The following is a 13,575-nucleotide window of genomic DNA, read 5'->3' on the forward strand; positions in this document are numbered from 1 at the left end:
AGTACCCGGGAGGTGATACTTTGTCCAGAAATGAATTTTTATATGATGATATAGGTAGAGAGTACGAGAGACTCAATCAATACCTAATAGAATTGATAAAATTGGAAAAGGCGGGTGACAAAAACAAGGTAGACGAATTTATAAAAAACCGTCAAAATCACCCATATATAGTTAAATTAACCGAATATAAGAAGAGTGAATCAGAGTTTTTAGCCGGACTGAAAAATGAGGATAAAAAGACCTCTGGTTCTAAACTGGAAGCTTTAAAAATAAAAGAAAATATTGCAGCAAAAAAAAGAGATTTTTATAAACCGATTAGCGATTATGAATATGATTTCAAATACGAGTACCTTGTCAACGATAAGATGGCCGAAGGACTCAATCACATTACCGAAAGGTATGAAGAGATTGAATCGGAAATAGCGCAGACGAAGGATGCATTAACAAAAGTCTCTGAAGCTGATGAAAAGAAGGCAGAAGAGGAGATTAAGGCTTATACAATAGAGATAGAGAAAGATGTCAATGCACAATCTGAAGATATCAAGCAAAAAAAAGATCAGAAAAGAATCTCTCAAAAAGCCTATAAAAATGAATTAAAGATAATAAAAAGAAAAGCCAAAGACTTGGTAGAAAATAAGAAGTTCGAATCGGATAAATATCGTCTAAGTGAAAGGCTCAAGAGCCTTGAATATAGTCTTAAGAATGACATCAAAAACCTGGAAAAGGTTTTAAATGATAATATTTCAGCGATTAGAAGGACTGTGCCGATTGAAAAAGAGGAGACTTCGTCTCTTAAATATTTTTTAGCAATACCAATTCCCGGCTTGGGACAATTATTTAACAAACAATACTATAAGGCTATATTTTATTTTGTATTGGGAATATTATCTTTTTTCGTGACAATTCCATACGCACTTGGATATGGTAACTATCAAGGGAAAGGATTAATTGGACTTGCAACGCTGGCAGAGGGAGCAGCTAGAACACATAAATCACTCATCTACATGATAGAAGGGATAATAGCTATAGCTCTAATAATATTTTCATTACTCGTCTTCTATCTTGCATTTAGAGATGCTTATAAGGTTCATAAAAAGGAAATACTTGGAATCAGATCCAATTCTTGGTTTGAGTCTAAGAACTTCTTACAAAGAGGCGGATTCCCGATAATTGTAAATGTCCCTGCATTAATTTTAATAGTTTTCATTATAATGGTGCCGATTGCTACAGCAATACTATTATCATTTACCGGAATGGATCCGAAGCATCAGTCTAAATTTCCATGGGTTGGTTTGGAAAACTATTTGACAATCGCAACCGGAAAGGGATTAACCGGCTCCATATTCTGGAAGATACTACTATGGACTGTTATCTGGACCATAGGTGCATCATCACTGGCAATTTTTATTGGATTTGTGCTAGCTATAATTGCCAACAACGAAAGAATCAAGGGTAAGGGATTATTCAGATCAATATTTATACTACCATGGGCAGTTCCTGCATTTATCACTATAATGTTCTTCAGTATTATGGTGTCGCAAAACGGTCTGATTACAGAACTTATTAAGAGCGTGACCGGATTAAATATAGTAATTAAAAACAGTACAGTTGCAACTCGGGTATTTTTGATACTGCTTCAAGGATGGCTCGGAAGCTCATATATATTCCTTTTGACGACGGGAGTACTTCAAGCTATACCACATGATCTATATGAAGCTGCTGAGATAGATGGAGCTACCGGATTACAGCAGACGACAAAAATTACAATACCGCTCGTACTGTTCCAAATAGCTCCCTTACTTGTAACTCAATACACATTTAACTTTAATAACTTCTCAATAATCTATCTATTCAACGAAGGCGGTCCTTTTAACCCGAGTGAATACGGAAACTTGGCAGGTTCTTCCGATATACTGATATCTTATATCTACAAGCTGACTATGGAGAATCAATACCAGGCAATGGGAGCTGTTATTACGATACTGATATCACTTGGACTTATGGTTATTGCCTTCCTAGGATTTAGGAATAGTGCAGCACTAAAGGAGGACTAATATGAAAGCTAAAAAGAAAGACTTGTATCTCTCCGATAAGCCGCCTCTATCTACTGTTGGGAAGATAAACTTAGCCTTAAGTTATTTGATTTTAATAATTTGGAGCATAGTTATCATATGGCCATTATCACAGATGGTAATTGCGGCATTTAACGGTAAACAGGGAAGAAATATTGTTATGGGTTCTGATTATGAGTTCTCATTTAAACACTTCGAGTATCTATTTACGGAAACCAATTACCTCAACTGGACAAAAAATACCATTTTGATCTCACTAAGTACGGCAATATTGACGCTGATAATAGTATCATTTACAGGATATGTTTATTCCAGGTTTAGATTCAAAGGAAAAAAAGCTTCTCTAATTGCAATACTATTGATACAGACAATACCGGCATTTGCAGGGATTACAGCTTATTTTACTCTTCACTCAATCATTTCATCTGTATTTCCTTTCTTTACAAGACAGATGATATTGGTGCTGATATACTCAGCTGGAGGTATTGCTGCCAATACATTTATTCTAAAAGGATACTTGGATTCGATTTCAACCGAACTTGATGATGCGGCAAAGATAGATGGGTGTTCAAATCTACAAATATATAGACTGATACTCATGCCAATTGCACGTCCGATGCTGGCAATAATAGGTCTTTGGTCATTTATCGGTCCTTTCATGGACTTGCTTTTACCAAAAGTACTATTGACCAATGTAGAATCATATACGCTGACTGCAGGCTTATTTACGCTTATTAACGATGTCAGTAAAATGAATCAACCTGCTTATGCTGCAGGAGGTCTACTGACTGCAATACCTATAGTTATCATGTTTGTTGCACTTAGAAAACAGTTGGTATCAGGCCTTGCATCCGGATCTGTAAAGGGTTAGAAATCAAAATAGATTGGAGCATGTATATGTCGAAAAGGAGGAGTATATGAAAGTAACTCTTAATAATATAGGGAAAAAATATGAAGGTAGAGAAAACTTTACCATTAGAAATATAAATCTTGTCATAGAAGATAAAGAGTTTTGTACGATACTTGGACCTTCCGGTTGTGGTAAATCCACACTGCTAAGAATGATAGCAGGACTTAACTCTATAACTGAAGGAGAACTGTTATTTGATGATAAAGTAATGAATAATATCGAGCCTAAGGACAGAGATATTGCAATGGTATTTCAGTCCTACGCACTCTATCCTCATATGACGGTCTACGACAATATGGCTTTTTCACTAAAGATGAAAAAAGAAAGTAAGGACATAATTCATAAAAGAGTACAGGAAGCAGCCGAAATACTACAAATCACTGACTATCTCTACTCTAGACCGTCGGATATATCCGGAGGACAAAGGCAGAGGGTTGCACTTGGTAGAGCAATGGTTAGAAAACCTAAAGTATTTTTAATGGATGAACCGCTATCGAACTTAGATGCAAAACTAAGAGAACATATGAGAGTCGAACTTGTAAGACTCCATAAAAGCCTTGAAACTACATCTATTTACGTAACCCATGACCAAACAGAAGCCATGACAATGGCGGATAAGATAATACTACTTGATAAAGGGAAGATACAACAAGTTGGTACACCGGAAGAATTTTACAATCATCCGGAAAATGAATTCGTAGCTTCATTTATAGGATCACCAACCATGAACTTTATAAAGGGCAGCATCAAAGGCGGAGACTTCGTCTCAGACTCTGAGCTAATCCATATCGTACCGACCGAAGCTGATAAAAAAGAACTTCAGAAATTCGAAGGGAAACCTGTAAAAGTCGGAATAAGAGGCGAGAGGTTTTTAAGTGAAAAACATGAAGTCAACGGATTCTCTGCAGTAATAGATGTAGTTGAAATGCTCGGTAAAGAGAAACTACTATATACTAAACTGGATGATGGACAAGAAATAGTGGTCTCAATGCCTGGATACTTTGAGTATCCTATTGGAGAAGTTCACAACTTTGGATTTGACACTGAGGCATTACATTTCTTTGATGCTGAAACAGGTGAGAGAATAAATTAATAGATGATGATTCATGGATATGAGTAAAATCATTAAACGAAATAATCATAATAAGTGGTTGTATTGAGAAGATGTGAATCTTTAAATACAACCACTTATTATGGCTTAGATTTCTATATGATCTATAATGGGAAATGTACATATTTTAAATCTATGGTGGACGGCTTTTCAAAAGTGAGTACAGATTTGCTAAAGAACTTAGGCTTTTTTAGACTAAAACTTATAATATTGTTTGATTTTCGATTTTATAACAATTTCTCATTGAATAAGAATTGAAATTGAGATAGTATAGTAAATAACATGATAAAAGAGGGTGTGAAGTATTGGAAAGAAAAAGTAAATTTGGAACGGTTTTAGGGGCTACTATATTTATTACTCTTGGAGCAGCATCCACCGGATTATTTGGTTGGTTTATGGCTCAAACTTTTAATGCACTTGGAAAAAGAAATGGATCGGAATTCTATTTTAATCTACTTATGATGACCATCTTATTAATAGCTCAAGGAGTATTTCCCATTTTTGAAAAGCATTTTGTGTTCAAGCACATAGGAGAAAAAATCTCAGAGTTTAAAGACCTAGCCTTTAAAAAAGAGATACATAATAAAAGAGGGGAAGGATTTGATATATCAAATTTTTCTACTAAAATCGACCAAATCTATCAGGACAATCTATACAGTAAATGGCTTATTTTTAATAGAGTAATGCTTTTTATCTTTTCATCTATTGCCATCATAGCACTAAATCCTCTCATGTACTTGGTGGCAATTGGAGTTTCTTTCATACCTTTAAGCGTACCGAATCTCTTTACCAAGAAAGTTTAAGCTGCAGCCGGTGACTATGCAAGCGGAGGACAAAGATATTTAAACTTTGTCGGGGATATACTAAAAGGCAGAATGGAAATATTAAAGTACGGAGCATTTGAACAGTTTAAAGAAAAACACAGAGCTGAAAACGAACTTTACGAGTCTAAGAGATACAAGACCAGACTTACTACTTTCAAAGCAACTATAATAACCAATGTATCGGCTGTAACCATGATTTTAGGTGTAATCCTGGTAGGGGGATTCCAAATCATTCAAGGGAAAACAGAAGTCGGTACCGTAATTGGTGTTACGAATCTTATGAATACTATAGTAATGCCGATTGCTGAAGTTGCAGGGTATAGAAATATGGTAAATAGTACAAAACCGGTCATAGATGAGTACATTAAGTACAAAGAGATGGAGTTTGCAAGTGGAGAAGCGGTTTCGATTCCCCAATTGGGAAATACAATGGTGGTAGAGAATCTCTCCTACACTTATCCGGATTCAGAACATAAACTTTTTAACGGTTTCAGCCATGTATTTGAAAGTGGAAAGAAGTACTTGATAAGATGAGAAAGCGGATCCGGTAAAACTACACTTGCAAAGCTTCTGTCAGGAGAATTAACTCCACTGGAGGGAGATGTCCTAATTGGGGACAAATCACTTAGCAGCTTGAGTTTAGAAGCACTAGGAAGACTCGTAACCTATGTTGAGCAACAATCATATGTATTTTCAGACTCAATATGGAATAATATTGATTTTTACAGGAATACTCCCAAAGAGAAGATTCAAGATATAATTACTAAAATGAAACTGAATAAACTGGAAACCGGTAAGGTAATCGATGATGAATCAGGTGTATCGGGAGGTCAAAAAGCCAGGATTTCACTTGGAAGGGCTCTTGTGGAACTCCCTGAGATTCTAATCGTAGACGAGCCTACAGCAGGACTCGACCCTGATACTGCTGCTGAAATCATAGATTATATTAGCTCAATCAAGTCAACGGTAATTATGATTTCCCATGATGAAACAGCATTTTCAAGCGAGGCTTTTGATGAGGTTATAGCTATATAAAAAAGCAAATAAAACAAAGAAGGTAGAGTCAGAAGAACCTAAATTCTGCACACTACCTTCTTTTTTACTCAAACGCCACAAACGGGGTCAGGCTTGACTTAATTGACTTTTACGTATTAATATTCACTCAATACTACAAAACAATCACTTTTAGTGTTTTAAATATACAATATACCGAATGTTTATTATTTCAGAATTTTAATTGCTTATACTTTTTATTAAATTATTGATATCATTAACTCGTCCATTGTTCTCATTTATCTCGCCTTATAAAAATTACATGAAAGTTCCTAGAATTATTTCAACGTGTTTTTATGATGTCTACAATGATTTAGTTACTTTTAACTCAGATAAATAATTATTTCATAATTTTTAATGATGGGGATGCAAATCAAAAGTCTTGATGGCTTAAGCCATTTAGCTGACCCCAATTATTAGATACATTAACAAAAAAAGACCTATCATTTCCATAGATCTTTTAGGATTTAAGGAGCTGTTTTGCAACAGCTCCATTTATTTGCGTGCTTAAAATATCTTATTTTATATACTCAAAAAAGTAGTATTCGGGTACGGATTTATTGGTGAGTATAACCAAGTGTTTTGATCTTTCGTTATCTTTTTAATCCTAATATCTTCCGCCGGTGAGAATCTGGAATTATCCGGAATTTCTAATTTTTCGTAAACCTTAGCGATGACTTCTTGAGATTCATCGTCGATATTATCTCTAAAACCAAGTGTATCCAGTGATTTAAGTTCAGCGTCCTTGGCAACTTTATATATGGTATATCTGTAACTTTCGTCGCCTTCTTCTATTACCTGTTTTTTTACTTCTCCCATCTGGGGAAGGGTTAACTCCCAATATTCTGCTAAGTGGTTAATCTTTTCAGGTGCATCGCTCACCATTTTAAACGATCCTATTCTAAGGATAAAAATAGCGGCAGCTAATACAACAAATAGAATAAATGCTTTTAAGTATTTCATATCAGACCCCTTTCTTAAAAGTCAAATCTTTTTGTAGTCATCATGTTCTCACATCCATATTGATTAATGTGTAATTGAGTTTTTAATGATTGAATAAGTTCTTATGCTCAGTATATCATTATAAATTAAATAATCATGGATTTAATAATTAGTTTATAATTAGCGTGGTAATTGATTATTGTGATTCATAATTAAGGTGAATTAGAATATAGAAAAGGGCAAAAAAATAAGAAGTCATTTTCAATTCTTTAATTACGAAAATGACTTCTTACCACATTCTTGAAAACTTACACTGGAATTCTGTTTTTGGTTCTATCACTCTTTGAATCATCCTTCCTTTTAGCTTCACATATACTACTTCGCATCTTTTTAATTCTAAAACTTTTTAAATCTTAAAACTTTTTAAATCTTAAAACTTTTTAAATCTTAAAACTTTTTAAATCTTAAAACTTTTTAAATCTTAAAACTTTTTAAATCTTAAAACTTTTTAAATCTTAAAACTTTTTAAATCTTAAAACTCTTTAAATCTTAAAACTCTTAAATCTTAAAACTTTTTAAATCTTGAAACTTTTTAGATTCCAAAACTTTGAATCTCTTAATCTTCGATGCTTTTTTGTGAATGCTATTGTCCATTTCATTTGATATTCAGATACTGTACTACTTAGTCGACTAATGCTTTGAGATTTCAGATATACTTTTGCATTTTTGATATCTCTTGACTATCGGTCTATATCTTCATTATCATGGACTTTTGACAATTTTACTTGTCAGTTTTTCAAGTTACATCTTTTTAAAGCTTTTGCTTCTTAAAATTTACTTTGAAAATTATCTTATAATTTGTAGCGGTTCGAGACCTAAATATTATAAGATGTTGATTTTATCATCCTCTACTATCCTATATCTGTATATCGTTTCGGGAATCATAGATTAATATAAAATCCTTAGTGTAATGTTTTCAAGATGCTACAAAAGAAAATACTTCTCCTAAGAAAACTATTATCTTTTGGTAATTTATATATACCCAGCAAAAAAAGTCTTAAACATATAAAAGGAAAAAAATTAAAAAAATATAAAAAAAACTACAAAAAAATAAGAAGTCGACCATTATTTTACTAATATGTCAACTTCTTATCGCATATTTGATATACTACAATCATGTGATTTTGTTTCTATCACTCTACAATCATCCTTTCTTTTTAACCATCCAAGGTTAGAAAAGTATTCGTTGAGAAAATATTTATGGTTTTTTGTTTTAAATATTATCCGAGTTCAAATTTACAATGATTAACCAATCATTATAAATTTTGGAATTGTTTCGCTCTTCCGGTATAGAAAACTATACAAAAAGTTTTTACTTTCAAAATCCAAAACGATCTTCGTTTCGGGTCCTTACTAGTAATTAGATAAAACACATTTCTAAATAATCTTTTTAGGATATTAGAATTTTATAATACGATTAGAATCGTTTCCAATCATATTATCTTACATGATGTAGTAATATCAAATTGCTACGATTTTATATTAAAATCGGTATATATATTATACCCCGATTTAACTATTTAAAACATTAAAGTTTATTTATATTGTTTCATTTTATAAGCAAAAATATTATAAGCGATTTCTTTTAATTGATTATGGCTTGTTTGTTTGACATCTTCAGATTTTCATATTATTATATTACTAAGGCAATTTAAGCTGGAACTCGAGAATATAAAAGATAGAAGATTATTAATTATGTAGGATATTTATATAATTATCCAAAATTGAAATCAGAAATTCGATTATATTTCATTCGTTGCTTATGCAGAATTGATAATTTTTTATGGAGGTATATATGGAAGTTAATAAAGACGAACTAGAATTGTTGAAAAAACAAGCTGAGTGGCTAAAAGCGTTATCACATCCTATCAGACTTTGTATAGTAAGAGGACTAATTGGAAAAGGTTCTTGCAATGTCAACTATATTAAAGATTGCCTGGAATTGCCACAATCTACCGTGTCTCAACATCTTCAAGTGCTTAGACATTCCGGAATTGTTGAGGGGGACAAGGCGGGAACAATAGTCAATTATAAAATAGCTGATAAAAGAGTAATCAAGCTTATTGAGCTATTGGAAGAACTTTAATCATCATATTTAATGATGAAAAAGTAGTACTTATAATAATATCAACGGCAGTATTTCATATAAATGGAATACTGCCGTTAATATTTTTTAAAAGCAATTTTTTTAAAATGTTTAATCAAATGTCACAGATCTTATTACTTAGATGAAATGGAAAGTAAATATAATTTTTGAAAAGTAGCAATATCAAAAAACTTTAGCTGAGTATTAATTATGTATAAAAAGTATAATCTAGAGATAAAAATTACAATATTTGTATAAAATCACTTTAGAATTGATGCTCTTTAATTGCTTATTCTATATTTTTGAGTCATATAGCTTTATAGTTTTCAATAAAATTTTGAACTAAAAGTTATTTTGCTTCAAGTCCATTTCGCTAATATGCTAGATTGATTATCAAATGTACTATTTAGCAGGTAAAAACGTTAAAGGTTGAAATTTTAGCATTATTAATGTATCATTATATAAGATAAGGCCGACAGTGAAAACGTTTAACAAGGAGGTGAAAAATGATTAAATGGGAAATGGATGCCATTAAAGCAGCGCTAGATGAAATATATAAGCAAACCTTATCTTTAGACAACAGGGGAGATGTAGCAAATTATATTCCATTTTTAGGAGAGGTAGATCCTAAGCTTTTCTGTGCTTGTATATCGGCGGATTTGGGCAATAACTGCATTGGAGATATGGATGCCAAATTTTCAATTCAGTCTGTTTCAAAAGTCATAAGTTTGGCTATGGCACTGGAGATGTACGGAGCTGATATGGTATTTGAGCACACCGGGATGGAAAATTCACAGCATGCTTTTAACGATATTAAAAGCATTGACCAAATCCCGTCAAATCCGTTTGTAAATGCTGGAGCAATAACTATTACGGGTCTATTATACGATAGGTATGGTGAGAATACCGCAAAGGAAGTCATAAGATTTATGTCCAATTTATCAGAGCGAAATGATATCTACATCGACGAAGAGGTCTTTAATTCTGAAATGGAAACATGTTCTATGAATCGTACTCTGGTTTATTACCTCAAGCATCTTGGTCTTATCAAAGGAAATCCCGAAAAAGTGCTTGAGGAGTATATTAAATCATGTTCGATAACCACGGGATGCGAGACGGTTGCCTGTATTGCAAGGATTCTATCTAAGGGTGGTGGAGGACTAAAAAAGAGCACTGCTACAAGCGTAGTGACTCAGATGGCGATTTGCGGAATGTATAGCAAATCCGGAGAATTTCTAATGAAGGTGGGAATACCGGCCAAATCAGGTGTAAGCGGTGTTATCATGGCGGTAGTCCCCGGTGGACTTGGAGTGGCAGTTTATTCACCAAGGCTGGATGAATTTGGAAATTCGTACAGAGGTTCAAAATTTTTAGAATTGCTGTCCGAGAAATTGGAACTGAATATTTTTAAGAGGGGGTAGGGAGTGTGAAATTAATAGCTGATTTAACGTCAAAAACCAATGATATATTATATACATATATATTGGTAGCTCTATTAGTAGGAGTTGGTATTTACTATACTTATAGGATAAAATTCGGTCAAATGACCAAACTGGGACATATGATTGGCCTTTTAAGAGAGGTAAATCAAAAACCTGACGGTACTAGAGGGATATCGTCTTTTGAGGCTTTTTGTATATCTGCGGCTTCAAGGATAGGTACCGGAAATATAGCCGGTGTTGCCGCTGCTATTGCTGCAGGAGGACCTGGAGCTATATTCTGGATGTGGGTAATTGCAATCATTGGGGGAGCAACATCTTTTATCGAGAGTACTCTGGCACAGGTTTATAAAGTCAAGGATCCGGACGGTACTTTTAGAGGCGGTCCTGCCTACTATATAGAACAAGTTCTTGGAAAGAGATGGCTTGGACTTGTATTTTCTGTAATTATTTCTATAACTTTTGGGTTTATGTTCAATGCTATCCAAGCTAACACTATAAGCTCTGCCGTTAGTAATTCTATAAAGATTAATACGACAATTATAGGAGCTGGAATTGTAATTCTAACCGGAATAGTAATATTCGGTGGAGTTAGAAGAATAGCCGATATATCATCTAAAATCGTTCCAATAATGGCTACGATTTACATGGCAGTTGCTTTATTCGTAGTATTTAAGAATATTGCAGAAGTTCCTAGAATGTTTGCACTAATCATTCAAAATGCATTTGGAATGAAAGCAGTTGTTGGTGGAGGTATAGGTGCTGCAATAATGAACGGAGTAAGAAGAGGACTATTCTCTAACGAAGCAGGTATGGGTTCTGTTCCTAATGCTGCTGCAACAGCAGATACTTCTCATCCGGCAAAACAAGGTTTTGTTCAGTCATTGGGAGTTTACCTAGATACATTATTGGTTTGTTCTGCAACTGCTTTTATAGTACTTCTAGCAGGCGAGGCAGTATATACTAATCCTGAACTTAAGGGAGTTATGATTACTCAAACTGCTCTGTCTCAACATGTTGGATCTTGGGCAGTAGGATTCCTTGCAATCTGTATACTACTATTCTCATTCTCATCTATAATAGGTAATTACTACTATGGAGAGTCCAATATTGAATTCATTGGTGGCGGAAAAACTATGCTTACAGCGTATAGATGCTTGGTTTTAGTCATGGTATTTTTAGGAAGTATAGGTGATTTCAGTATTGTATGGGATACCGGTGATATTTGGATGGGTGTAATGGCCATTATCAACCTCGTTGTAATCGTCTTGATTGGTAATGTTGCTGTAGAAACCTATTTTGATTATGTTAAGCAACTTAAAGAAGGAAAAGATCCTGTATTCGATCCTAAGAAAATAAAGAGCATCAAGACTAAACTCGATTATTGGGAATAAAATGATAAGACAAAAGCAGTAGTTTTTAAACTACTGCTTTTGCCAGACTGTTGACAAAGCATAGCTAAAAAAAATTTCTAGCTGTGCTTTTTTTGTTCTAAAAATGCCATATTATGTGTAGTTTAAGCCGTTTTGGGTATATATAACACTAAGAGAGAGGTGTTAATATGCTATTTAAAAATTCTAAAAACAAAGTTGATCAAGTTCAAATGATTTCAATAGATCAAATGGTTCCCGAAGATCATATACTTAGAAAAATAGATAAATACATTAAATTTGATTTCATATATGAATTAGTTGAAGATTTGTACTGTCTTGATAACGGACGACCTAGTATAGATCCTGTTGTTTTGCTTAAGATTACCTTAATCCAATACCTTTTCAACATAAAAAGCATGAGACAAACAATTAAAGATATTGAAGTAAATCTTGCTTACAGATGGTTTTTAGGTTTTGATTTTTACGATAAAATACCTCATTTCACAACTTTTAGTCAAAACTACAGAAGAAGATTTAAAGATACAAACATATTTGAAGATATTTTTCAAAACATACTACTACAAGCCATTGAAGAAGGCTTAGTTGATACAAATATCCAATTTGTTGACTCAACACATGTTAAAGCACATGCCAATAAGTATAAGGTTGTTAAAGTAAAAGTGAAAAAAGAGGTAAAATACTATCAAAAAAAGTTAGAAAAAGAAATAAACGAAGATAGAAAAAAAACATGATAAAAAGCCATTTGATCCTAAAGATAAAGATGAAGAACTAAAAGAAGTAACAAAAAGCACAACAGATCCTGAAGCAGGACTATTCCATAAAGGTGAACATAAAGAAGTATTTGCATATAGCGTACAGACATCATGTGATAAAAATGGATGGATATTAGGTTTTAAATCATATCCTGGAAACTTACACGATGGAACAACATTTAAAGATTTCTTTGATGAAAAGTTAAAACGATTGAACCCTAAAAAACTAGTTATGGATGCAGGCTATAAATTCCCGGCAATAGCGAAAGAACTGTTAGATGGTGGCGTATTTCCAGTATTTCCATACACCAGGCAAAAAACAAAAGCAAAACTAGAAAACCCATTCTACAAAAGAGATTTTGTGTATGACGAATACTACAACTGTTACCTTTGTCCAGCAAATGAAGTATTAGAATACTCAACCACAAATAGAGAAGGATATAGGCAGTACAAGAGCAACCCAAAGATCTGTGTAAACTGTGGGTACCTAGGAAGGTGTACAAGTAGTAAAAAACACCAAAAGATAATAACTAGACATATCTGGCAAGATTATCTTGATATCTCAGAAGAATACCGGTATACATATAAAGGGAAAGCAGAATATAAAAAGAGAAAAGAAACAATAGAAAGGCAATTTGGGAGTGCAAAGGAATATCATGGATTTAGATATACCAATATGGTAGGTATAAAGAAAATGGATATGAAAGCAGCACTTACTTTTGCGACCCGTATCAAGTAAGTCTTGTAGAAAATAACCGTTTTGTTCTAGAACATAGGTTAATAGATTTCATGGAACACCAGAAAATAGAAATTACTTGCCTTAAATGCGGTGGGATAATTTCGATTCACGACAGGGAATGTAGCGATTGTCAAGAAAAACAAAGTAAGTAAATTACAGTTTGTCGCTCCTGTACAAGTTCGTTTCCTGATGT

Annotated in this window: 9 protein-coding genes and 2 pseudogenes; 10 read left to right on the plus strand and 1 reads right to left on the minus strand. The window is 33.4% G+C overall.

What is annotated here, in order from left to right; genetic code table 11:
* The first annotated feature begins 20 nt into the window (after window positions 1–20).
* The 6 genes and pseudogenes from VZL98_00660 to VZL98_00685 all read left to right on the plus strand — a co-directional run bounded on the left by VZL98_00660 (window position 21) and on the right by VZL98_00685 (window position 5,952).
* Window positions 21–2,054 (plus strand): ABC transporter permease subunit, encoded by a 2,034-nt coding sequence (locus VZL98_00660; GenBank protein ID WVH63497.1) that lies wholly within the window; start codon window positions 21–23, stop codon window positions 2,052–2,054.
* A 1-nt stretch (window position 2,055) separates the two neighbouring features.
* The gene (locus VZL98_00665; protein WVH63498.1) at window positions 2,056–2,943 is read left to right on the plus strand and encodes an ABC transporter permease subunit; all 888 of its coding nucleotides are present in this window, start codon (window positions 2,056–2,058) and stop codon (window positions 2,941–2,943) included.
* 46 nt (window positions 2,944–2,989) lie between these two features.
* The gene (gene ugpC, locus VZL98_00670; protein ID WVH63499.1) at window positions 2,990–4,075 is read left to right on the plus strand and encodes a sn-glycerol-3-phosphate ABC transporter ATP-binding protein UgpC; all 1,086 of its coding nucleotides are present in this window, start codon (window positions 2,990–2,992) and stop codon (window positions 4,073–4,075) included.
* 323 nt (window positions 4,076–4,398) lie between these two features.
* Complete coding sequence (locus tag VZL98_00675) at window positions 4,399–4,896, plus strand: hypothetical protein (GenBank protein ID WVH63500.1); 498 nt, start codon at window positions 4,399–4,401, stop codon at window positions 4,894–4,896.
* A 72-nt stretch (window positions 4,897–4,968) separates the two neighbouring features.
* The gene (locus tag VZL98_00680; protein WVH63501.1) at window positions 4,969–5,451 is read left to right on the plus strand and encodes a hypothetical protein; all 483 of its coding nucleotides are present in this window, start codon (window positions 4,969–4,971) and stop codon (window positions 5,449–5,451) included.
* A gap of 12 nt (window positions 5,452–5,463) precedes the next feature.
* A pseudogene (locus VZL98_00685) lies at window positions 5,464–5,952 on the plus strand (ATP-binding cassette domain-containing protein).
* A 540-nt stretch (window positions 5,953–6,492) separates the two neighbouring features.
* Here the strand turns inward: VZL98_00685 and VZL98_00690 are convergent.
* Window positions 6,493–6,933, minus strand: coding sequence for a hypothetical protein (locus tag VZL98_00690; GenBank protein ID WVH63502.1), 441 nt, complete (start codon window positions 6,931–6,933; stop codon window positions 6,493–6,495).
* A gap of 1,834 nt (window positions 6,934–8,767) precedes the next feature.
* Between VZL98_00690 and VZL98_00695 the strand changes: the two genes are divergently transcribed.
* From VZL98_00695 to VZL98_00710, 4 genes and pseudogenes are all read left to right on the plus strand, one after another.
* Entirely contained in the window at window positions 8,768–9,058 is a 291-nt protein-coding gene (locus tag VZL98_00695; GenBank protein WVH63503.1) for a metalloregulator ArsR/SmtB family transcription factor, read from the plus strand.
* 506 nt (window positions 9,059–9,564) lie between these two features.
* Window positions 9,565–10,479: a glutaminase A gene (gene glsA / locus VZL98_00700; GenBank protein ID WVH63504.1), complete on the plus strand. Its 915-nt coding sequence runs from the start codon at window positions 9,565–9,567 to the stop codon at window positions 10,477–10,479.
* A gap of 5 nt (window positions 10,480–10,484) precedes the next feature.
* Window positions 10,485–11,891: an alanine/glycine:cation symporter family protein gene (locus VZL98_00705; GenBank protein ID WVH63505.1), complete on the plus strand. Its 1,407-nt coding sequence runs from the start codon at window positions 10,485–10,487 to the stop codon at window positions 11,889–11,891.
* Between the two features lie 167 nt (window positions 11,892–12,058).
* Window positions 12,059–13,382, plus strand: a pseudogene (locus VZL98_00710) (IS1182 family transposase).
* Window positions 13,383–13,575: the final 193 nt, after the last annotated feature.

Source organism: Peptoniphilaceae bacterium AMB_02, assembly GCA_036321625.1.
Taxonomy (GTDB): domain Bacteria; phylum Bacillota; class Clostridia; order Tissierellales; family Peptoniphilaceae; genus Microaceticoccus; species Microaceticoccus formicicus.